The following is a 19,161-nucleotide window of genomic DNA, read 5'->3' on the forward strand; positions in this document are numbered from 1 at the left end:
GGCTGTCAGAGGTGAGTCAGAGCCAGCCGCGGCGCTTGAACTGCCGGTGCAGGACGAACACCACCGCGGCCATCAGGGCGAGCGCCGCGGGATAGCCCCAGATCTGGTGCAGCTCCGGCATGTGGTCGAAGTTCATCCCGTAGATGCCGGCGATCATGGTCGGCACCGCCGCCATGGCCGCCCACGCGGAGATCTTCCGCATGTCGTCGTTCTGCCGCACGCCCACCTGGGTCAGGTGGGCGGCCAGGATGTCCGACAGCAGCCGGTCCAGGCCGTCGCCGGCCTCGTTGGCCCGGCTCAGGTGGTCGGCGACGTCCCGGAAGAACGGCCGGGTGTGCTCGCCGGCGAACGGCACGCTGCCGCCCGCGAGCCGGTCCATCGGCTCCGACAGCGGGGCGGTGGCCCGCCGGAACTCCATCACCTGGCGCTTGAAGGCATAGATCACCGAGGCCAGCCGGCTGGAGTCGCCGCCGGAGGGCGCGAAGACCTGCCCCTCCAGCTCCTCCAGGTCCACCTGGAGCGCCGCCGCGATGTCCAGGTAGTCGTCCACCACGGCGTCGCAGATGGCGTAGAGCACCGCCACCGGGCCGTGGCCGAGCACCTCGGGGCGGTCCTCCATCCGGGACCTGACGTCGGCGGCGGTGTGCGCGTCGCCGTGCCGGACGGTGACCACGAAGGCGTCGCCGATGAACACCATCAGCTCGCTGGCGGTGACCTGGGCCCGCTCGTCGTCGTAGCTGAGCGGCTTGACGACCGTGAACAGGGCCTCGCGGTAGGTCTCCAGCTTGGGCCGCTGGTGGGCCTTGAGCGCGTCCTCGACGGCCAGCGGGTGCAGCCCGAACTCGGTCGCCACCCGGTCGAACTCCCGCTCGGTGGGCTCGGCGAGCCCGATCCAGATGAAGGAGTCCGCCGACGCCCTGGCCTGGGCGAGCGCGTCGGAGAGGTCGTCGGGGGTCTTGGTGCGGCGGCCGTCCTGGTAGATGGCGCAGTCAACGATCACACGACCATCCCTTCCGCGGACGCCGGCGGCCGTACCGGGCACGGGGTCCGGTCCGTCACCGGCGCCTTCCGTCCCTGGCGGCCTCTGTCTCCTTTGTACCTCGCTGCTCGGCCACCGCCACCGCCACCGGGTCCGCCGGTTCGGGAACCGGCCGGACGGCGCGGGAGCGCTCCGCGTTGAAGTGGGCGCCGATCATCAGCGACAGGTTGGAGAACCACAGCCACACCAGGAAGACCACGGTGCCGGCCAGCGGCCCGTAGAGCCGGTTGTAGGTGCCCATCCGCGAGGTGTACGCGGCGAAGCCGGCCGAGGCCAGCAGCCACAGCGCGACGGCCAGCGCCCCGCCGGGCGCGAGCGAGCGCAGCGAGCGGCCGGCCCGCGGGCCGGAGCGGAACAGGATCAGCACCAGCAGCGCCGCGACGAACACCAGCAGCGGCCAGCGCAGGCTGCGCCAGGCCGCTATCACCGGGCCGCTCATGTGCAGCAGGGTGCCCGTCCTGCGGGCCAGCTCGCCGCTGACCACCAGGCAGACCGCGCTGCACACCAGCAGCACCAGCAGGGTCACGGAGGTGATCACCACCCGCGGCGCGGTCCGCCACGCCGGGCGGTGGTCCTCGGTCCCGGACATCGTGTGCAGGGCCCGCCGGAAGACGCTGGCGTAGCTGCACGCCGACCACACCGCGCCGAGCCCGCCGACCACCGCGACCGACACGGTGGCGGACCGGTCCTCGGCCATCTGCTGGAGCGCGGAGGCCACCACGGGCCGCGACTGGGCGGGCAGCAGCGTCGTCAGCCCGTCCGTCAGGCCGCTGTCGGACCCGCCGCCGGCCAGCCCCATCACCGTGACGGTCATCAGCAGCGCGGGAAACAGCGCGAGCACCGCATAGTAGGTCAGGGCCGCGGCGCGCTCGGTGGCGTCCTGGTCCCAGGCGGCGCCGAGCGTGCGGCCGAAGGTGCGGGTGAAGCGCAGCACCGCCATCGTGCGCCGCAGCCTGGGCCGCCGGGCGCGGCCGGACTCCCGCACCGCGCTGTCGCCAGTGCTCACAGACTGCCCCTCGTCGTCGGACGGCCGTTGCGCCGCGGTCAGAGAGCTTCTGCCCGGCCACGGCGCGTTCATGGCAGTGCCTCCGTGTGACGGCCGGAGTCGTTTGCCCGGCCCGGCGCAGGGCAACCGGCCGGACAGGGACCCCCGGCCGGAAACGGACCCCGGGCAAGGACCCGCGGTCCCCGACCGAGCGCCGTCCCCTGACGGAACGGCCCCCGACGGAGGAGGACACGACATGTCCGAGCAGCAGCCGAGAGCGGGCGCGCCCGAGCCGAGCCGGTACGTGGTGGACGAGCCGCTGGTACCGCAGTGGGAGCAGACGGTACGGCCGACCCCCGAGCCCACCCCGCGCGGCACCGGGCGGGCCACCCTGGTCGTCCTCGCCCTGATCGTGATCGCCGTGGTGGTGGTGCTCGCGGTGATCATGGCCAAGAACTGACCCGAAGCGGATCATGCCGGTGGCATCGGCAGCGGCCGGGCGTTTGCCCCGGTCGCGGGCCGGGCAGCCGCTGCTGAACGTCGAGTTCGGCAGGGAGTCCGCATGTCGGTAGGGAACGGGTCCCGCTCGGGGACCGCAGACAGGCAGCGCGCGCGGCATGTCCCGCGCGGGCAGTACGGGCGGGAGGCGGGCCGCGATGTCCTCGCCCGCCGATAGCGCCACCGACAGCACCACCGGGCGCGCGGCCAAGCCCGCCATGCGGCCCGTGGTGTGGGATCCGCCGCCGCACCCGGCGCGCAGCGCGCAGCGGGTCAGCCGGATACCGCTGCCGATGGTGGACCTGCTGCCGCTGGGCGGCGAGGGGCCCGAGCATGTGGTGGCCGAGGGTCCTGGACGGCTGCTGACGGGGGTGGCGGACGGCCGGATCCTGCGGGTGTACACCGGAGGCGGCCGGGTGGAGCAGGCCGCGCGGATCGACGGCCGGCCGCTGGGCCTGCACCCGCTGCCCGACGGGCGGCTGCTGGTCTGCGACGCCGACCGGGGTCTGGTGCGGATCGACCCCGCGACCGGTGACAGCGAGCTGCTGTGGCAGGGCGGGGATTCGGCCACGCTGTGCAGCAACGTGGCGGTCGGCGCGGACGGCACCGTCTACGTGTCGTCCTCCAGCGGGCGCTACCGGCTGCGGCACTACAAGGGCGACCTGCTGGAGCACTCCGGCACCGGCCGGGTGGTCAGGATCGCGCCCGGCGAGCCGCCCGAGGTCGTGCTCGACGGGCTGCACTTCGCCAACGGCCTGGCGCTCGCGCCGGACGAGTCCTGGCTCACCGTCGCGGAGACCGGCGCCTACCGGCTGACCCGGCTGTGGCTGACCGGGCCGCGCGCCGGGGAGCGCGAGCCGCTGGCCGACGACCTGCCGGGCTTCCCCGACAACCTGTCACGCGGCGCCGGCGGTCTGGTCTGGGCCGCGCTCGCCGGGCCGCGCGATCCGCTGCTGGACCGGCTGCACCGCGGCCCGGCAGCGCTCCGCCGGTCGCTGTGGCGGCTGCTGCCCTACCGGGCGCTGCCCGGACCGGCGCCCACCGCCTGGGCGATGGCGTTCGACGCGGACGGGCGGGTGGTGCACGACCTCCAGCGCCCGCTGGACGGCTTCCGGATGGCGACCAGTGTCTGCGAGCACGAGGGCCGGCTGTATCTCGGCAGCCTGACCGGCTCGGCGCTGGCCCGCGTGGACCTGCCGGCGGGGCCGACCGGCCCCGCCGGACCGACGGGTCTCGGCGGGACGGCGGGTCTCGGCGGGACGGCGGGGCAGGACGGGCCGGCCGGCCGCTGAGCGGAGGATCCCGGCCGCGGGCCGGTCAGTCGCGGTCCCGCCTGCTGTCGGTGTGCCGGTAGCCGAAGGGGCCCGGCAGATCGGCGGACGTGGTGCGCCGGCCGCTGGTGGACCAGGTCCGGTGGGCGCCCTTGCGGCCCAGGGTCAGCGACAGCGACTTGCGGTTCACGTTCACCCGCACGCCGGGCAGGATGTGGAACGACTTGCGGAAAGTCATCGGCATGGTGTCCTCCAACGGTTGGCCTGTCGCTCTTCTGCCCGCGACAACTGACCTCATCCGCGCGGTTGTTCGACCTCAGGCCAGCAGTTCTGGCGCGTACTGCCGCACGGCCGCGCGCAGTTCGCCCATCGACGGGTTCACCATCGGCCGGCCGGCCACCGTCACGGTCGGCACGGTCTCGTTGCCGTCGGCCACCGAGCGGACGAAGGCCGCCGCTTCGGGGTGCCGCTTGATGTTCACCTTCGCGTAGGGCAGCCGGGCGAGGAACATCCGCAGCCGCAGGTCCATGCAGTAGACGCATCCGCGCCGCCAGTAGACGACCACTCCGTCACTCTCCGCCGCCATCGGCTCCCCCTTGTCCCGTTCGCGCGCCGGCCGTTCGCCGCACTCCCTCCCCGAGCGTACGTGCGGGCGGCCGGACGGCGCCGGTGGGGCGGCTCCCCCCGTCCGGGTGACTTGTGGGCGCGGCAGCCGTCCGCGTCGCGGTTCGTGACGAACTGTGAGTGCTCTGACCGGCGAACCGGATGATCACACCTCGGCCCGTCGGCGAAGTCCACCAGCCTTCAAGGGAGTAGTTGTGAAGCTCATGCGCAAGGGTGCGGTCCTGGCCGCGCTGGCCGGCGGGATCATGCTGTTCGGCGCGGGTGTGGCCAGCGCGGACGCGGGCGCCACCGGTGCCGCCATCGGCTCGCCCGGTGTCCTGTCCGGCAACCTGATCCAGGTCCCGGTGCACGTGCCGGTCAACGCCTGCGGCAACTCGGTCAACGTGATCGGCCTGCTCAACCCGGCGTTCGGCAACACCTGTGCCAACGTCGACGGCGGCACGTACGACGGCCGGATGTCGGACGGGCGCATGTCGGACGGCCGGACGGACCACGCCGGCATGACGGGCGACCACCGTGACGGCCTCGCCCGTCAGGACCGCGACCACAGCGCCCACGCCTGGCACCACATGAAGGACGACTGCAAGTAGCAGCCGGCCCCCATGACCCGGGCCGCCGCCACCCCGAGCAGGCGGCGGCCCGTACCCCACCTCCGGCCGGGGTCCGCAAGCCCTCCGGCAAGCCCTCCGGCGCCGCCCGGAGGTAGCCTGCGGTATGCCCTTCGCCGATGAGATCAAGCCGGTCTCGGTGGTCGACTACCGGCCCGACTGGCCCGCCGACTTCGAGCGGCTGGCGGACCGGCTGCGTGCCGTACTGGGCGGGGACGCCCTCGCCGTCGACCATGTGGGCTCCACCTCGGTACCCGGTCTGGCCGCCAAGGACTGCGTGGACGTGCAGGTGCGGATGGCGCTGGTGGACGAGGCACGTGACGTGCCACGGCTGGCCGCGATCGGCTTCCGCTGCCGCCCCGAGCCGTGGAACCGCTCCGAGACGTCGAGCGGACAGGTCGGCGCCAAGCTGGTGTTCGCGCCGCCGGCCGGAACCCGCTCCTGCAACGTCCACCTGCGGCAGAGCGCCGGCGCCGGCGCCCGCTACGCGCTGCTGTTCCGCGACTTCCTGCGTGCCGACGACGAAGTGCGGCGCTCCTGGGGCGAGTTCAAGCGGCAGCTGGCGCGCAGCGCGCCCGACCTGCTGGACTACGGGCGGATCAAGGGGCCCGCCACCGACGTACTGATGGCCGCGGCCGAACGCTGGGCGGCCGGCACCGGCTGGTCCCCGCCCGGCACACCGCAAGCAGGGAGTATCCGCTCATGACCACCTCCACCCAGCCCGCCAAGGCGTCCGGCAGCTTCTCGCTCGGCGGCGAACTGCCCGTGACCCGCCTCGGCTTCGGCTCGATGCAGCTCACCGGCCCCGGCGTCTGGGACCAGCCGGCCGACCCGGACGAGGCGGTACGGGTGCTGCGCCGCGCCGTCGAGCTCGGGGTGACGCTGATCGACACCGCCGACTCCTACGGCCCCGCGGTGGCCGAGCCGCTGATCAGGAAGGCGCTGCACCCGTATCCCGACGACCTGGTGATCGCCACCAAGGCCGGGCTGACCCGCTCGGGTCCGGGCGACTGGCGCGCGGTCGGCCGCCCCGAATACCTGCGGCAGCAGGCGGAGATGAGCCTGCGGCACCTCGGCGTGCAGCGGATCGGCCTGTTCCAGCTGCACCGTGTGGACCCCAAGGTGCCGCTGGCGGAGCAGGTCGGCGAGCTGAAGCTGCTCCAGGACGAGGGCAAGATCGCGCACATCGGGCTGTCCGAGGTGACCGTCGACCAGCTCGAACAGGCCCGCGCCAGCACGGAGATCGTCTCCGTGCAGAACCGGTACAACCTCGCGGACCGGTCCGCGGAGGAGCTGCTCGACCACGCGGCGGCGGCCGGCATCGGCTTCATCCCGTGGTTCCCGCTGGCCACCGGCCGGCTGGCCAAGCCGGGCAGCCCGCTGGAGTCGCTGGCCCGGGAGCACAGCGCGTCCCCGTCCCAACTGGCGCTGGCCTGGCTGCTGCGCCGCTCCCCCGCCATGCTGCCGATCCCGGGCACCTCCTCGGTGGCGCACGTCGAGGACAACATCGCGGCGGCCGAACTCTCCCTCACCGAGGAGGAGTTCGAGGCGCTGACCGACGCGGTCTGAGCCACCCGCCGCAACCGGTCCGGCCGCCTCGGTCGGACCGGCCCGACACGTCCTGGTCATTGACAAGCCGTCAGCGGGACTCCAATCATGGGAGCGCTCCCACCATCCCCCCACGCGAAGGTGAGACCCATGCGCTCCGCACCTCCACCGCCCCGGACACCACCACGCCACCGCCGCCTCCTCGCGGGCGCCGCCGCACTGGCCCTCGGCGCCGCCCTGCTGGCCGGCGGCGGCTCCGCACTGGCCGCCCCGGCCGCCGGCGCCGCCGCCCCGGTGGACGTCCAGGTCAACGTGAACGAAGGTCTCGGCACCATCCCGGACACCGCCTACGGCCTCAACAGCGCGGTCTGGGACTCCCAGATGAACGTCCCCGAGGTCCAGGACCTGCTGAAGTCGGCCTCGGTCGGCATGCTCCGCTACCCCGGCGGCTCCTACGGCGACCTCTACCACTGGCAGACCAACACCGCGCCGGGCGGCTACGTGGCGCCGGGCACCGACTTCGACTCGTTCATGGGCACCGTGCGGAAGATCGGCGCGCAGCCGATCCTGATCGCCAACTACGGCTCGGGCACCCCGCAGGAGGCCGCCGACTGGGTGCGCTACGCCAACGTCACCAAGGGCTACGGCGCGAAGTTCTGGGAGGTGGGCAACGAGCTGTACGGGAACGGCCACTACGGCTCCGGCTGGGAGCGCGACGACCACGCCGACACCTCCCCCACCGCCTACGCCGACAACGTCCTGGACTACGCGTCGGCCATGAAGGCGGTCGATCCCTCGGTCAAGGTGGGCGCGGTGCTGACGCTGCCGGGCAACTGGCCGGACGGTGTGATGGCGGCCGGCGAGACCGCGGACTGGAACCACACGGTGATCCCGCTGATCGCGGGCAAGGCGGACTTCGTGATCGTGCACTGGTACCCGGGCGGCTCGGACGCGGCGCAGATGCTCGGCGAGCCGTCCCAACTGACCGGTGAACTGGCCCAGTTGCGGGACGAGCTGGACGCGGCGGGCGCGGCCGGCACGCCCATCGCGCTCACCGAGGTCAACTCCAACGTGGACGAGGACACCCAGCCGGACGCGCTGTTCGGCGCCGACACCTATCTGACCGCCCTGCGCAGCGGGGTGTTCACGGTGGACTGGTGGGACACCCACAACGGCGCCGGGACGATCAGCACCGCGCCGGACGGCGCCACCGACTACGGCGACTACGGCATCCTGTCCAGCGGCGGCTGCACCGGCGCGGTGTGCGAGCCGCCGGTGAACACCCCGTTCCCGACCTACTTCGCGATCCGGATGCTCAGCCAACTCGGCCGGCCGGGAGACCAGTTGGTCGGCGCGGACAGCGGCAGCCCGCTGGTGGCGGCGCACGCGGTGCACCGGGCCGACGGCGATCTGAGCGTCATGCTGATCAACAAGGACCCGGCGAACGCGCAGCCGGTCACGCTCCATTACGCCGGCTTCACCCCGGCCGACTCCCCCGCGACCGTGGCGACCTACCGCGACCTGGCGACCGGCATCGACACCGTGAGCGAGCCGGCCGGCGGCACCCGCGAGCTGCCGCCGTACTCGATCACCACCGTCACCCTGCACCCGAAGTCCGGTACGGCGTCGGCTCTCTCGGCGCCCGGCGGCCCGCACGCCACGGCGGTCACCGACAGCAGCGTGACGCTGGCCTGGAGCCCGGCGGCCGGCGGCCGGGTCGACCGCTACGAGGTCTACCGGCAGTCCGGCACCGCCAGCGAGCTGCTGGCCGACACCACCGGGACCTCGGCGACGGTGCCCAACCTCAGTCCGGGCAGCGGGTACACGTTCAACGTGCTGGCGCGGGACTCCGACGGGCGGCTGTCCCGGCCGTCGGCGCCGGTCACCGTGCGGACCGGCACCCCACAGGACTCCGGCTGCCGGGTCTCCTACGGCATCACGGCGGGCTGGGGCAACGGCTTCAACGCGAGCGTCAGCGTGACCAACACCGGCCCCGTTCCCCTCACCGGCTGGACGCTGGCCTTCGCCTTCCCCGGCAGCGGCGAGTCGGTCAGCGGCTTCTGGAACGCGAACCTGGTCGAGCACGGGCAGAACGTACTGGTCACCCCGCTCGCCGAGAGCCCCACGCTGGCGGCGGACGGCGGCAGTTCGGCCACCTTCGGCTTCACCGGGGCCAACTCCGGGGCGTATCCGTCCCCGACGGTGTTCACCCTCAACGGGACGGTGTGCACGACCGTTTGACGCCGGCGGCGCGGCGGGGCCCGGAACGCCCGGGGTCCCGCCGCATCCGCCGGCCGGAAGCGCCGAACCGGGGCCGGTGGGAGGCGGTCAGGAGCCGGACTGCGGCTGCCCCAGCCAGTCGCGGACCGGCAGCAGCCTGGGCGGCTCGCCGCCGGCGCAGACCACGGTCCGGCCGGCCAGCGTGTCGTCCGCGATCAGGCCGGCCACCACCTCGGCGATGTGCTCGGCGGGCATCACCGGTGGCAGCGCGGCCAGTTCGGCGTCCGTCATCCGCGCCCGGCTGCGCCGGGACGAGGGGGTGTCCACCATGCCGGGGCACACGCAGTTGACCCGGATGCCGGCGCTCTCGCGCAGCGGCGCGGAGACCGCGGTGAGCCGCACCACCGCGGCCTTGGCCGCCGCGTACTCCGGGATCGGATGCGCGTCGGTGCCGAGTCCGGCCGAGGAGGCGATGTTGACGACGGCCCCGCCGCCGGCCGCCGTCATCCGCTCGATCGCGAGCTGGCTCGCCAGCATCACCGCGTAGAGGTTCAGGTCCAGCGTCCGCTGCCACTCGCCGGCGCCGACCGCCGGGTAGTACGGTCCCGCGGTGGCGCCGCCGGCGTTGTTGACCAGGATGTCGATGCCGCCGAGCAGTGCCGCGGCCCGGTCCAGCATCGACGGCACGGCCGAGCGGTCGGCCAGGTCGGCGCCCACGAAGGCGCCGCCGATTCCGGCCGCGGTGGCGGCGCCGGCCTCGCGGTCCAGGTCCACGACCGCCACCCGGGCGCCCTCGGCGGCCAGTTTCGCGGCCACCGCCGCCCCGATGCCGGCTGCCGCTCCGGTCACCACTGCCGCCCTGCCCGCGATCTCCATGCGCTGCTCCGTTCCGTTCCGCTCCGTTCCGCTGCGTCCGGTCCCGATGCCGCCGCCGGCTCACTGCCGCTGGTCGTCGGCCTTGGGCGGCTCCAGCGGACGGAAGTGGTGCGGGTCGGGCCGGCCCGGGGCGTGGAAGCAGGCGGTGATGGTCTTGCCGTCCGGCCTGGTGTGCGCCTCCCAGCCGTCGGACAGCGCGTCGATCAGCGCGAGCCCGCGGCCGGACTGGCGGCCGACGTCGGGGGCCTGGACGGCCGGCAGCGCCTCGGAGGAGTCGCTGACGCTGATGTGCAGGCAGCGGCTGTCCCAGACCAGGACCAGTTGGGCGTCGCTGTGCGCGTGCACATGCGCGTTGGTGATCAGCTCGGAGACGGTCAGCAGGGCCGAGTCGGCCGTATCGGGCGCGTCGGTCGTCCAGCCGAGGCCGTCGAGGTGCTGGCGGGCCCAGTCACGTCCCGCCTTGACGCCGTTGGCCACCGGGAACGACCTCGCCCAGCCCACTGCCTTGATTCCCACCGCGCGCTCCCTCCCGGAGGTACGAACTCATGGTCTGGGCCCCAGGGCCCTGGCCGGTGCGTCGCGGGACCCGTGTGTCCCCGTCCGCTGCCGGACGTGGGCGCCCGGCCGCCGTGCTGGGGGGCGAGTGGCGGCCGGGCGCGACCCAGCGTCGCTCGGGGGGGGTGAGCGCCGCTGAGCGGAGGCCCGGCCTTCTTCTACTGACACCACCGGCCGGACCGTCCCCGGCGGTTTCATCCGCGGGGGATGACGTTCGGCTGCCCGTACCCGGCGCCGTCATGCCACCTTCCGCCGAGGAGTTTTTCGGACGCGGGTTCGGACGCCGGTGGACGCCGTTCCCCTGCGGGGCTCGCGCAGGTCGGACACCGGTTCGAAGAAATACCGCCGCCGCCCCGGTGAAACACGGCAGCCGGGTAGACGGAGGTCATGAGCGACTATCGAGCCAAGCATCTGCCGCACGACCTGCCGCCCTCCGTCGAGACCCCGGATCTGCCCGGGGCGGGCGGACCGGCGGCGGGCGGGCCGGCTCAGCGCGGCCAGGCCGCGACGTCCGACGAGCAGGGTTCCCCGGCGGGGCGGGAGGAGCCGGCCGAGGGGGAACCCGCCGGCGGGAAGGCCGCCGGCGACCGGCGGCAGCCGCGCTGATCAGCCGCCGAACGTACCGTCCTGGCTCAGCGCGACCCGTACCTTGATCCGCTTGCCGACCGGCTCGCGGCGGACGTCGAAGCCCTCACAGAGGGCCAGGATGATCTCCAGGCCGTGCTGGCCGATCCGCCCCGGCTCCGCCGCGCGGGCGATCGGCATCGCGGAGCTGGTGTCCCACGCGGTGATCTCCAGGACCGAGCCCTGGACCTCCAGGTTCAGCGCGCACGGCCCCGAGGCGAACTTGCACGCGTTGGTGACCAGTTCGCTGACGATCAGCTGGGTGTCGGCGACGACGCTGGGCGGGACGGTGACGCCGTGCTCGGCGCGCATCCGGGCCAGGAAGTCGGCCGCGAAGGACCGCGCCGCGGCGATCGACTCCGTTCCCCCGTCGTAGGCCGCTCCGGCCCAGACACCCTGCCGGGCCGGCCGCTGCCGGCTCCCGCCGACCGTGGTTCGCGCTTCCATGCACCTCGCCCCTGTTCCGGCCGCCCCGCGACGGCCTGCGGCCGGTCCACACGGCCGAGAGGCCGTCTACCCACGTACTCCCACCTCATTCACACCAATCTCCGCCGGGTTCCGGCACCCGCCCGGACCTGGCGTTCCACCGCCCGGCGGCGGTGAACGCGGGCCCGCCCCGGTTGACATCCGGCGCCGCGGGCAGCCGACCGGCATGATCACGCTCGGTGTGGAAGAGGAGTACTTCCTCCTCGATCCGGAGACCGGTCTGCCCCTCCCGCGGGTGGACGCCGTACGGGCCGCCGCCGGACTGCAGCCGGCCGCGGACAGCGGTGAGGTACAGGAGGAGCTGCTGCAGGCCCAGGTGGAGGTGGCCACCCCGGTCTGCCGGGACCTCGACGAGGTGGCGGGGCACCTGCTGCGGCTGCGGCACGCGGTGAGCGCCGCCGCGGAGGAGGCCGGCTGCCGGCTCGCGGCCTGCGGCGCGGCGCCGCTGGCCGCGCGGGACCCGGTGCCGGTGGCGCACGCGGCCCGGGCCGGCGCGACCAGGGAGGGAGCCGCCCGGCTGGCCGACGAGCAGCTGATCTGCGGCATGCACGTCCACGTGGGGGTGCCGGACCGGCCGACCGCGGTGGAGGTGCTGAACCGGATCAGGCCGTGGCTGCCGGCGCTGGTGGCCATGGCCGGCAACTCGCCGCTGTGGCAGGGCGAGGACACCGGTTTCGCCAGCTGGCGCACCATCGTCTTCAACCGCTGGCCGGTCAGCGGACCGCCGCCGGACTTCGACGGCCTCGCCGACTACGACGGCCGGATCGGCGACCTGGTAGCCACCGGCACCGTGCTGGACCGCGGCCAGGTGTACTGGCAGGCGCGGCTGTCGGAGCGCTACCCGACCATCGAGGTGCGGGCGCTCGACGTGCAGCTGCGCACCGACGAGGCCGTGCTGTTCGCCGGCCTGGTGCGGGCGCTGGTGGCCACCGCGCTGCGCGAGCACGCCGCCGGGGCGCCGTTCGAGGCCCCGCCCCAGGAGCTGGTGCGGCTGGCCGACTGGCATGCCGCCCGCTACGGCCTCACCGACACCCTCATCGACGGCGCCGCCGGCCGGCGGCCGGCCAGGGACGTGGTGTCCGGCCTCGTCGACCACCTCGTACCGGCGCTGGACGCGGCCGGTGACACCCGGCAGGTGATGTCGCTGCTGCACCGGCTGCTGGCGGAGGGCACGCCGGCCGAGCGGCAGCGCCAGGCGCTGGAGGCCGGCGGCATGCCGGGGCTGATCGGGCTGATCACCGCTCAGACGGTGGGCGTGGACCACTGACGGGGCCGGTGGCAACGCGCGGGTCGAACGCGCGTGTTCATGCCAGACGGGGGCAGACGGCGGTTGACAGTGCACGTGGGCGAGTCCACGTCTGTGAGGAGAGGAACCCATGGAGATCTCGGGGATCATCAGCGCCATCATCATCGGCATCGTGATCGGCGTGCTCGGCCGGCTCGTGGTGCCGGGCCGCCAGCACATAGGCGTCCTGTGGACCATCGCCATCGGCATCGTCGCGGCCTTCATCGGAGCGGCCATCGCCGCCGGGTTCAACGTGGACGACACCAAGGGTGTGGACTGGATCGAGTGGCTCATCCAGGTCGGTCTGGCGGCCGTCGGTATCGCCGCCCTCGACCGGTCGTACCCGCGTCGCCGGTGACCGCGCCGCTCTCGGCCGCGCACACGACGGGCAGACCGTCGTGCCGCGCGGCCGAGGTGCGTTCCGGGCCCTTCCGCCCGGTCCTGCGCGGGGGCGGTCAGGGCAGCCGGCGGGTACGGGTCCACTCCAGCAGCCGGTCCGCCGGCCAGCTGGTCAGCACCCGCTCGGCGGGGATGTCGCACTGCTCGGCCCGCGCGCAGCCGTAGATCTGCCAGTCCAGCTGGCCCGGGGCGTGCGCGTCGCTGTCGATCGAGAAGAGGGTGCCGGTGTCGCGGGCGAGCCGCAGCAGGCGCAGCGGCGGATCGAGCCGGTGCGGGCTGCAGTTGATCTCCACGGCGGTGCCTCCCGCCGCGCAGGCGGCGAAGACCGCCTCGGCGTCGAACTCCGACTCCGGGCGCTGCTTGTCGTTCAGCAGCCGCCCCGTGCAGTGCCCCAGCACGTCGACCAGCGGATTGGACACGGCCGCGACCAGCCGCTTCGTGAACTCCGGCGCGGCCATCCGCAGCTTGGAGTGCGCCGAGGCCACCACCAGGTCCACCCGGTCGAGCAGGTCGTCGACCTGGTCGAGCGAGCCGTCGGCGAGGATGTCGCACTCGATGCCGGTGAGCAGCCGGAAGCCGTCGAGCCGGGTGTTGATCTCCGCGACCACGTCGAGCTGCTGTCGGAGCCGGTCGGCGGACAGGCCGTTCGCGACCGTCAGCCGGGGCGAGTGGTCGGTGAGTACGGCCCACTCGTGGCCGAGGTCGCGGGCGGTCCTGGCCATCGCCTCGATCGGTGAGCCGCCGTCCGACCAGTCGGAGTGCAGATGGCAGTCGCCGCGCAGCGCGGCGCGCAGCGACAGGCCGCCCTCGGTGAGCGGTTCGCCGGCGTGCTCCTCCAGCCGGGCCAGGTACTCGGGCACCTGGCCGGCGTTCGCCTCGGCGATGACCTTGCCGGTGGTGCTGCCGATGCCCTTGAGGTCGGTGAACCGGCCGGTGCGGGCCCGCTGCTCGGCCTCGGCGGCCGGCAGCCCGGCCAGTACGGTGACGGCGTTGCGGAACGCCCGCACCCGGTAGGTGGGTTCCTGCGCGCGCTCCAGCAGGAAGGCGATCCGTTCAAGTGCCTCCGTCGGCTCCATGCAGACCGCTCTTCCCCGCTGGAGGCCCCGCTAACGCCGCCGGCCGCCGATGCCGCCCTTTCGGGCCCGCTGCCGATCCTGCGGGCCCGCGCCCGGCGCGGTGCGGCTCGCAGCGGCATGACTCACGGCGGCATGTCTGACCGCGGCATGGCTCACTGCGGCGAGCCGACATGCAGCGGGCCGACGTCGAAGGTGTCGCCGCAGACCACCGGAGCGCTGGTGCGCAGCGTCATCGAGTCCTTGGAGCCGGGCGGGTAGACCTTGAGCAGGTCGGGCGCGCTCCAGCAGCCGTTGCCCTTCAACCCCTTGTTGATGGTGTGCAGATCGGCCTCGGCGCTCTTGCCGGGGGCCAGGCTGACGGCGCCGAACTTGACCCCGGTGCGGTCGGCGGGCTTGCCGATGGTGCTGCCGTCCCGCTTGATCAGCGACACGCCCGGATACCCGTTGAGTACGCAGGTGTGGCTGCTCTTGTTGGTGAGCGTCAGCGGGTAGTAGATGTTGCCCGCGCCGGGGTCGCCGCGGCCCAGGCTGAGCCCGAGCTCGGTGGCCAGGCAGCGCGAGGAGGCCGCGGCGGCGCCGGGGGACGACGGGGGCGCCGCGGGCGCGGTGGTGGCGGGTGCGCCGGGCTCCGTGGTGGGCGCGGGCGCCTGCGGCGCGGTGGTGGCCGGGGTGCCCGCCGGGGTGGTGGCCGCGGCCGGGGCCGTCCCGGTGCTGTTCGAGCCGCCGCCGTCGCCGCCGTCACTGCCGCAGGCGGCGGCGCCGAGCGCGAGCAGTGCCACGGCTGTGGCGGCGGGTATCCCGCGCCGGGCCCGCCGGCTCCAGCGGCGGTCGTGGCCGGTCGTCGGGGCGGCCGGGACCGGGGCGGCTGTGGACGGTGTGCTGGGTGTTGGCTGAGTGTCCATACTCTCCGGCTACTCAGCTCGGGCCCGGCTCGAACCTGCCGGCCCTCCTTTGTTGCCGTTTCCTGACATCACTCCATGTCACCGGCGAGCCTGTTCGTCCCGTATGAAGACCTTACTTCTATATTGTGACAGTCAGTCACGCTTTGATCACTCAGGAGCCTTCATGAACCGCCTGTCGTTGGCCGTCGCGACCGGACTCACCGCCGCCACCCTGCTGACCGCCCCGGCCGCCTACGCGGTCACCGCCGACGCGGTGGCCGCAGCGCCCGCGCTCGCGCCCGCCGCCGCCAAGCCCTCGCTCACCGCGAAGGCGTCCGTCAGCTCGATCGGCGCCTGGCAGCAGTTCCGGATCTACGGCAGCGGCAAGAACTTCAAGGCCGGCAGCCGGGTCACCCTCCAGCAGCTGCAGGGCAAGAAGTGGGTCTCGCTGCCCGCGTCGATGAACACCAACCACGCGCTCGGCTACAACCTGCGGGTCAAGATCGGCATCAAGGGCCGCAACCAGCTGCGGATCGTCGGCGGCGGCGCGATCTCCAACGTCGTGGTGGTCAACGTCCGCTGACGTCACCGCTGTCGCCGCCGCTGCCGCCGGGTTCGTCCTCGCGGCGCCGGCGGCGGACGTGCCAGACGACGACCGCGGCCACCACGACCACTGCCACGGTGACCGCCACCGCCGTACCGGCGGTCTTCTCGACCTTCTGGTAAGCCGAACCGGCGAAGTAGCCCAGAAGGGTGAAGCCGACCCCCCAGATCAGGCCGCCGAGCGCGTTGAAGAGCAGGAACGTGCGGTACCGCATCCGCGAGATCCCGGCCAGCGCCGGCATCAGGGCGCGGAAAAAGGCGATGAACCGGCCGAGGAAGACCGCGGCCGGACCGCGGCGGCGGATCAGCTCCTCGGCCCGGTCGATCCGGTCGCGGTGGCCGCGCAGCGCGCGGGTGTCCAGGATCCGGGTGCCGTACCTGCGGCCGATCTCGTAGCCGACGCTGTCGCCGGCGATGGCGGCGAGCACCACGACGACCGCCATCCAGTACACCGACACCCGGCCCTGCCCCGCGACCACCCCGCCGAGCACCGCGGCCGTCTCGCCGGGCAGCACGAAGCCGAAGAACAGCGCGTCCTCGCAGAACACCAGGGCCGCGACGACCGCGTAGACGGCGGGTCCTGAGGAGCGCGACAGCCAGTCGGTGATCGAGTGCATTCCCCTACCCTGCCGCATGGGCCTGTCGCCCGGAGATCCGGGCGACAGGCCCTAGACCGCGACCACCGCCTCGACGGTCTTGCCGCCGCCCTCGCGCGGGCGGATCCGCACCTGGCCGGCCAGTCGCTGGACCATCACCCAGCCGAAGCCGCCGGCCCGGCCGGTCCAGTCCGGCAGGCGGGGCAGCGGATAGCGCGGGCTGGGGTCGTCCACCGCGACCACCAGGCCGTCGGGCTCCCGGCTGAAGCGCAGTTCGAGCACCGTGCCGGCGTGCCGCAGGGCGTTGGCCACCAGTTCGGCCACCACCATCAGGAGGTTCTGTGCCGCGTGGCCGTTCTCCGACAGGTGCAGCGAGTCGAGGAAGGACCTGGCCGCGTCCCGGGCCTCCGCCGAGGACCGCGGGCGGCAGCTGACGTCGTCCACCATGCCGATCACCTGACCGGCCGGCGGCGCATCCGGCGGAAGCCGTAGCCGAGGTCGACCACCAGCAGCAGGACGCCCAGGGCCAGCAGATAGCCGAGCCCGTCGGCGACCGCGCCGATCAGGCCGAGCACCATCGCCACGATGACGACGAACAGGAAGACGGCCATCGTCTTTGCTCCCTTCTCGTGCGGACGGTTGCCCGGCCGGGCGGCACGGCCGGCCCCGGCGGGCGGTTCTCAGCGGCGGGCGAGCTGTCGCTTGCCGTCGAGACCCGGTTTGTACGGCAGGTCGTAGTGCTGGAAGATCGCTTCCTCGTCCTCGGCCGGCAGGACATCGTCCGTACCGATCGAGGGGGCCGACTTCACCAGCGACCTGTTGTACGGCACCTTGACGTACCTGGGTCCGACGATCGCCTCGCCGACCGGTACGAAGACCAGCCGGTGACGGGTGGGCAGCCCGGTCCTGACCGTCAGCATCGACGGCAGGTCGGTTCCGGTGTCCACGTAGACCGCCTCCAGGACGCCGAGTTTGTGGCCTTCTTCGTCGACCACGTCCTCGGCACGCCACTCGCGGAGATCAGCAGGCTGGATCATGAACTTCCTCCGGCAGGAGAACGGTCTGTGTCTCTTCGTCCCTACTACCTTCTGTCTGCCCCGGCCGGTGCGCCACACACGTGCCGATCAGCGGCGACCTCGCCGCGGCCACCGCCCGGCCCCCGCGGTGCCATGGCCCGGGCCCGCGGGGGTAGCCGACGCCGCACGGTGACCGGCGCGCCCGCGGGGCGCGCCGCCGTACTCACGCAGGGAGCACCATGTTCGGATCGACGTCCCGCCGGCTGCGGCGCTGCGCACGCGAGGTCTTCGGCTGGCAGCGGCTGCGGCCGGCCCAACTGGCCGCCATGAAGGCGGTGATGAGGCGCCGGGACGTGATCGTGGTGATGCCCACCGGGGCCGGCAAGTCGGCCGTCTACCAGGTGCCGGGCGTTCTGCTGAAGGGCCCTGTACTGGTGGTCTCCCCGCTGGTGGCGTTGCAGCGCGACCAGGTGGAGGGGCTGCTCGGGCGCGGCGGGCCGGGTGCGGCGGCGGTCAACTCCACCCATCGGGAGGCGGAGAACGCGGCCACCTGGGACCGGGTCGCGGGCGGCTCGATCGACTTCATCTTCCTGGCGCCCGAGCAGCTGGCCAGGCCGGACGTGGTGCGGCGGCTGGCCGAGGCCCGGCCTGCCCTGTTCGTGGTGGACGAGGCGCACTGCGTGTCGTCCTGGGGCCATGACTTCCGGCCCGACTACCTGCGGCTGGCCGAGGTACGGCAGCGGATCGGCGGACCGCCGGTGCTCGCGCTCACCGCCAGCGCGGCGGCGCCGGTGCGGGCCGACATCGTCGAGCTGCTCGGCATGCGCGACGCCCGGCAGGTGGTGGCCGGATTCGACCGGCCGAACATCCGTCTGGAGGTGGCCTTCTTCCAGGACGACAAGGCCAAGCGGCGCGCGGTGGTCGAACGCGCGGTGGGCGAGGCCAAGCCCGGCATCATCTACGCCGCCACCCGCCGCGACGCGCAGTCCTACGCCGACGAGCTGGCCGAGATCGGCCTCGACGCGGCGGCCTACCACGCGGGGCTGCGGGCGGCCGAGCGCTCGGACGTACAGGACCGCTTCCAGCGCGGCGCGCTGGACGTGGTGGTGGCGACCTCGGCGTTCGGCATGGGCATAGACAAGCCGGACGTGCGCTTCGTGCTGCACGCGTCGGCGCCGGGATCGCTGGACGCGTACTACCAGGAGATAGGCCGGGCGGGCCGGGACGGCGAGCCGGCCAACGCGTTCCTGGCCTACCGGCCGCAGGACCTGGGGCTCCAGCGGTTCTTCTCGGCCGGCCGCCCGGACGGCGACGCGCTGGCGAAGGTGGCCGACGCGGTCGCCCGGCGCGGCGCGCCCGCCTCGGCCACCGGGCTGCGCGAGGACACCGGCCTGTCCGCGAGCCGGCTGACCGCGGTGCTGAACCTGCTGGAGAAGGCGGGCGGGGTGGAGAAGACGGCCGGCGGCGAGGTGGCCGCGGCGCCGGGCTGCGACACGGCGGCCGGCCGGGAGCAGGCCGTGCGGCGGGCGGTCGGGCTGTCGGAGGACCACCGGCAACTGGAGCAGTCGCGGGTGGACATGATGCGCGGCTTCGCCGAGACCGGGCGCTGCCGCCGCGGCTACCTGCTGGGCTACTTCGGCGAGGAGCAGGCGGGGCCGTGCGGCAACTGCGACACCTGCGCGTCGGCCGACGGCTCCGCGCCGGGCGGCGGCGAGCGGCACGCGGGGGTGCTGCGCGGCACCGGCTCCGGGCGCCGGGCCGCGCCCGCGGAGCAGTCCGACCGGCGCGACCAGGGCGCCCGCTTCGCGGCGGGCAGCCTGGTCAGGCACGGCCAGTGGGGCCAGGGCGAGGTGATGGACTGCTCGGACGAGACCGTCACGGTGCTCTTCGCATCGGCCGGCTACCGCACCCTGTCCCTGGCCCTGGTGCGGGAACGCGACCTGCTGGAGCCGGTGAAGCGCCGCCGCTAGA

Annotated in this window: 24 protein-coding genes; 11 read left to right on the top strand and 13 right to left on the bottom strand. The window is 73.8% G+C overall.

Annotated elements, in window-relative coordinates; translation table 11 throughout:
• Nucleotides 1-16: 16 nt before the first annotated feature.
• Together ACQPW6_RS02880 and ACQPW6_RS02885 are read right to left on the bottom strand one after the other, a co-directional pair.
• Nucleotides 17-1,000, bottom strand: coding sequence for a magnesium and cobalt transport protein CorA (locus ACQPW6_RS02880; protein ID WP_433887918.1), 984 nt, complete (start codon nt 998-1,000; stop codon nt 17-19).
• Between the two features lie 55 nt (nt 1,001-1,055).
• A complete protein-coding gene (locus ACQPW6_RS02885; protein WP_433887919.1) occupies nt 1,056-2,045 on the bottom strand; it encodes a YihY/virulence factor BrkB family protein in 990 nt (329 codons plus the stop codon).
• 235 nt (nt 2,046-2,280) lie between these two features.
• Here ACQPW6_RS02885 and ACQPW6_RS02890 point away from each other — a divergent pair, with 235 nt between their 5' ends.
• Both ACQPW6_RS02890 and ACQPW6_RS02895 read left to right on the top strand, forming a co-directional pair.
• Nucleotides 2,281-2,484 (top strand): hypothetical protein, encoded by a 204-nt coding sequence (locus tag ACQPW6_RS02890; protein WP_433887920.1) that lies wholly within the window; start codon nt 2,281-2,283, stop codon nt 2,482-2,484.
• Nucleotides 2,485-2,680: 196 nt separating this feature from the next.
• Nucleotides 2,681-3,814 (top strand): SMP-30/gluconolactonase/LRE family protein, encoded by a 1,134-nt coding sequence (locus ACQPW6_RS02895; protein WP_433887921.1) that lies wholly within the window; start codon nt 2,681-2,683, stop codon nt 3,812-3,814.
• Between the two features lie 25 nt (nt 3,815-3,839).
• On the opposite strand, the gene ACQPW6_RS02900 is transcribed toward ACQPW6_RS02895, so the two are convergent.
• Both ACQPW6_RS02900 and ACQPW6_RS02905 read right to left on the bottom strand, forming a co-directional pair.
• A complete protein-coding gene (locus ACQPW6_RS02900; RefSeq protein WP_433887922.1) occupies nt 3,840-4,037 on the bottom strand; it encodes a DUF4236 domain-containing protein in 198 nt (65 codons plus the stop codon).
• A 72-nt stretch (nt 4,038-4,109) separates the two neighbouring features.
• Entirely contained in the window at nt 4,110-4,379 is a 270-nt protein-coding gene (locus ACQPW6_RS02905; protein WP_433887923.1) for a glutaredoxin family protein, read from the bottom strand.
• A gap of 241 nt (nt 4,380-4,620) precedes the next feature.
• Here ACQPW6_RS02905 and ACQPW6_RS02910 point away from each other — a divergent pair, with 241 nt between their 5' ends.
• From ACQPW6_RS02910 to ACQPW6_RS02925, 4 genes are all read left to right on the top strand, one after another.
• Complete coding sequence (locus tag ACQPW6_RS02910) at nt 4,621-5,007, top strand: chaplin (RefSeq protein WP_433894400.1); 387 nt, start codon at nt 4,621-4,623, stop codon at nt 5,005-5,007.
• 124 nt (nt 5,008-5,131) lie between these two features.
• On the top strand, nt 5,132-5,731 hold the full coding sequence (locus ACQPW6_RS02915) for a GrpB family protein (RefSeq protein ID WP_433887924.1): 600 nt from the start codon (nt 5,132-5,134) through the stop codon (nt 5,729-5,731).
• Nucleotides 5,728-6,594 carry an aldo/keto reductase gene (locus ACQPW6_RS02920; protein WP_433887925.1) on the top strand — a complete coding sequence of 289 codons (867 nt, stop codon included), beginning with the start codon at nt 5,728-5,730 and terminating at the stop codon, nt 6,592-6,594. The genes ACQPW6_RS02915 and ACQPW6_RS02920 overlap by 4 nt, the downstream gene beginning before the upstream one ends.
• Before the next feature lie 129 nt (nt 6,595-6,723).
• Nucleotides 6,724-8,814 carry a cellulose binding domain-containing protein gene (locus ACQPW6_RS02925; protein ID WP_433887926.1) on the top strand — a complete coding sequence of 697 codons (2,091 nt, stop codon included), beginning with the start codon at nt 6,724-6,726 and terminating at the stop codon, nt 8,812-8,814.
• An 87-nt stretch (nt 8,815-8,901) separates the two neighbouring features.
• On the opposite strand, the gene ACQPW6_RS02930 is transcribed toward ACQPW6_RS02925, so the two are convergent.
• Together ACQPW6_RS02930 and ACQPW6_RS02935 are read right to left on the bottom strand one after the other, a co-directional pair.
• The gene (locus tag ACQPW6_RS02930) at nt 8,902-9,669 is read right to left on the bottom strand and encodes an SDR family oxidoreductase (RefSeq protein ID WP_433887927.1); all 768 of its coding nucleotides are present in this window, start codon (nt 9,667-9,669) and stop codon (nt 8,902-8,904) included.
• 60 nt (nt 9,670-9,729) lie between these two features.
• On the bottom strand, nt 9,730-10,179 hold the full coding sequence (locus ACQPW6_RS02935; protein ID WP_433894401.1) for an ATP-binding protein: 450 nt from the start codon (nt 10,177-10,179) through the stop codon (nt 9,730-9,732).
• Between the two features lie 432 nt (nt 10,180-10,611).
• Here ACQPW6_RS02935 and ACQPW6_RS02940 point away from each other — a divergent pair, with 432 nt between their 5' ends.
• Complete coding sequence (locus tag ACQPW6_RS02940; RefSeq protein ID WP_433887928.1) at nt 10,612-10,830, top strand: hypothetical protein; 219 nt, start codon at nt 10,612-10,614, stop codon at nt 10,828-10,830.
• Here the strand turns inward: ACQPW6_RS02940 and ACQPW6_RS02945 are convergent, their stop codons facing one another.
• Entirely contained in the window at nt 10,831-11,295 is a 465-nt protein-coding gene (locus tag ACQPW6_RS02945; protein WP_433887929.1) for an ATP-binding protein, read from the bottom strand. It lies immediately after the preceding gene.
• Between the two features lie 205 nt (nt 11,296-11,500).
• Between ACQPW6_RS02945 and ACQPW6_RS02950 the strand changes: the two genes are divergently transcribed.
• Complete coding sequence (locus tag ACQPW6_RS02950; RefSeq protein WP_433887930.1) at nt 11,501-12,601, top strand: carboxylate-amine ligase; 1,101 nt, start codon at nt 11,501-11,503, stop codon at nt 12,599-12,601.
• Between the two features lie 109 nt (nt 12,602-12,710).
• Nucleotides 12,711-12,977: a GlsB/YeaQ/YmgE family stress response membrane protein gene (locus tag ACQPW6_RS02955; RefSeq protein ID WP_433887931.1), complete on the top strand. Its 267-nt coding sequence runs from the start codon at nt 12,711-12,713 to the stop codon at nt 12,975-12,977.
• Nucleotides 12,978-13,074: 97 nt separating this feature from the next.
• On the opposite strand, the gene ACQPW6_RS02960 is transcribed toward ACQPW6_RS02955, so the two are convergent.
• Both ACQPW6_RS02960 and ACQPW6_RS02965 read right to left on the bottom strand, forming a co-directional pair.
• Nucleotides 13,075-14,094: a PHP domain-containing protein gene (locus ACQPW6_RS02960; RefSeq protein ID WP_433887932.1), complete on the bottom strand. Its 1,020-nt coding sequence runs from the start codon at nt 14,092-14,094 to the stop codon at nt 13,075-13,077.
• A 152-nt stretch (nt 14,095-14,246) separates the two neighbouring features.
• The gene (locus ACQPW6_RS02965) at nt 14,247-14,996 is read right to left on the bottom strand and encodes a DUF4232 domain-containing protein (protein WP_433887933.1); all 750 of its coding nucleotides are present in this window, start codon (nt 14,994-14,996) and stop codon (nt 14,247-14,249) included.
• A gap of 163 nt (nt 14,997-15,159) precedes the next feature.
• Here ACQPW6_RS02965 and ACQPW6_RS02970 point away from each other — a divergent pair, with 163 nt between their 5' ends.
• Nucleotides 15,160-15,558, top strand: a complete 399-nt coding sequence (locus ACQPW6_RS02970) for a hypothetical protein (RefSeq protein ID WP_433887934.1) — start codon at nt 15,160-15,162, stop codon at nt 15,556-15,558.
• Here the strand turns inward: ACQPW6_RS02970 and ACQPW6_RS02975 are convergent.
• The 4 genes from ACQPW6_RS02975 to ACQPW6_RS02990 form a co-directional block, all read right to left on the bottom strand.
• Nucleotides 15,545-16,195, bottom strand: coding sequence for a DedA family protein (locus ACQPW6_RS02975; protein WP_433887935.1), 651 nt, complete (start codon nt 16,193-16,195; stop codon nt 15,545-15,547). The two genes, ACQPW6_RS02970 and ACQPW6_RS02975, sit on opposite strands and share 14 nt — an antisense overlap.
• A gap of 51 nt (nt 16,196-16,246) precedes the next feature.
• A complete protein-coding gene (locus ACQPW6_RS02980) occupies nt 16,247-16,621 on the bottom strand; it encodes an ATP-binding protein (protein WP_433887936.1) in 375 nt (124 codons plus the stop codon).
• Nucleotides 16,622-16,626: 5 nt separating this feature from the next.
• The gene (locus ACQPW6_RS02985) at nt 16,627-16,785 is read right to left on the bottom strand and encodes a hypothetical protein (RefSeq protein WP_433887937.1); all 159 of its coding nucleotides are present in this window, start codon (nt 16,783-16,785) and stop codon (nt 16,627-16,629) included.
• A gap of 69 nt (nt 16,786-16,854) precedes the next feature.
• Nucleotides 16,855-17,211: a PRC-barrel domain-containing protein gene (locus tag ACQPW6_RS02990; RefSeq protein ID WP_433887938.1), complete on the bottom strand. Its 357-nt coding sequence runs from the start codon at nt 17,209-17,211 to the stop codon at nt 16,855-16,857.
• 218 nt (nt 17,212-17,429) lie between these two features.
• Between ACQPW6_RS02990 and ACQPW6_RS02995 the strand changes: the two genes are divergently transcribed.
• Complete coding sequence (locus ACQPW6_RS02995) at nt 17,430-19,160, top strand: RecQ family ATP-dependent DNA helicase (protein WP_433887939.1); 1,731 nt, start codon at nt 17,430-17,432, stop codon at nt 19,158-19,160.
• Nucleotide 19,161: the final 1 nt, after the last annotated feature.

The sequence above is a fragment of the Streptomyces sp. CA-111067 genome (assembly GCF_050956065.1).
Taxonomy (GTDB): domain Bacteria; phylum Actinomycetota; class Actinomycetes; order Streptomycetales; family Streptomycetaceae; genus Actinacidiphila.

Bases quoted from the DNA above. Each gene is read 5' to 3' on its own strand.
- ACQPW6_RS02895 (WP_433887921.1), top strand. From the start codon at position 2,681: ATGTCCTCGCCCGCCGATAGCGCCACCGACAGCACCACCGGGCGCGCG.
- ACQPW6_RS02990 (WP_433887938.1), bottom strand. From the start codon at position 17,211: ATGATCCAGCCTGCTGATCTCCGCGAGTGGCGTGCCGAGGACGTGGTC.
- ACQPW6_RS02965 (WP_433887933.1), bottom strand. From the start codon at position 14,996: ATGGACACTCAGCCAACACCCAGCACACCGTCCACAGCCGCCCCGGTC.
- ACQPW6_RS02950 (WP_433887930.1), top strand. From the start codon at position 11,501: ATGATCACGCTCGGTGTGGAAGAGGAGTACTTCCTCCTCGATCCGGAG.
- ACQPW6_RS02910 (WP_433894400.1), top strand. From the start codon at position 4,621: ATGCGCAAGGGTGCGGTCCTGGCCGCGCTGGCCGGCGGGATCATGCTG.
- ACQPW6_RS02970 (WP_433887934.1), top strand. From the start codon at position 15,160: ATGAACCGCCTGTCGTTGGCCGTCGCGACCGGACTCACCGCCGCCACC.
- ACQPW6_RS02915 (WP_433887924.1), top strand. From the start codon at position 5,132: ATGCCCTTCGCCGATGAGATCAAGCCGGTCTCGGTGGTCGACTACCGG.
- ACQPW6_RS02955 (WP_433887931.1), top strand. From the start codon at position 12,711: ATGGAGATCTCGGGGATCATCAGCGCCATCATCATCGGCATCGTGATC.
- ACQPW6_RS02900 (WP_433887922.1), bottom strand. From the start codon at position 4,037: ATGCCGATGACTTTCCGCAAGTCGTTCCACATCCTGCCCGGCGTGCGG.
- ACQPW6_RS02890 (WP_433887920.1), top strand. From the start codon at position 2,281: ATGTCCGAGCAGCAGCCGAGAGCGGGCGCGCCCGAGCCGAGCCGGTAC.
- ACQPW6_RS02945 (WP_433887929.1), bottom strand. From the start codon at position 11,295: ATGGAAGCGCGAACCACGGTCGGCGGGAGCCGGCAGCGGCCGGCCCGG.
- ACQPW6_RS02980 (WP_433887936.1), bottom strand. From the start codon at position 16,621: ATGGTGGACGACGTCAGCTGCCGCCCGCGGTCCTCGGCGGAGGCCCGG.
- ACQPW6_RS02905 (WP_433887923.1), bottom strand. From the start codon at position 4,379: ATGGCGGCGGAGAGTGACGGAGTGGTCGTCTACTGGCGGCGCGGATGC.
- ACQPW6_RS02940 (WP_433887928.1), top strand. From the start codon at position 10,612: ATGAGCGACTATCGAGCCAAGCATCTGCCGCACGACCTGCCGCCCTCC.
- ACQPW6_RS02925 (WP_433887926.1), top strand. From the start codon at position 6,724: ATGCGCTCCGCACCTCCACCGCCCCGGACACCACCACGCCACCGCCGC.
- ACQPW6_RS02985 (WP_433887937.1), bottom strand. From the start codon at position 16,785: ATGGCCGTCTTCCTGTTCGTCGTCATCGTGGCGATGGTGCTCGGCCTG.
- ACQPW6_RS02975 (WP_433887935.1), bottom strand. From the start codon at position 16,195: ATGCACTCGATCACCGACTGGCTGTCGCGCTCCTCAGGACCCGCCGTC.
- ACQPW6_RS02930 (WP_433887927.1), bottom strand. From the start codon at position 9,669: ATGGAGATCGCGGGCAGGGCGGCAGTGGTGACCGGAGCGGCAGCCGGC.
- ACQPW6_RS02995 (WP_433887939.1), top strand. From the start codon at position 17,430: ATGTTCGGATCGACGTCCCGCCGGCTGCGGCGCTGCGCACGCGAGGTC.
- ACQPW6_RS02960 (WP_433887932.1), bottom strand. From the start codon at position 14,094: ATGGAGCCGACGGAGGCACTTGAACGGATCGCCTTCCTGCTGGAGCGC.
- ACQPW6_RS02920 (WP_433887925.1), top strand. From the start codon at position 5,728: ATGACCACCTCCACCCAGCCCGCCAAGGCGTCCGGCAGCTTCTCGCTC.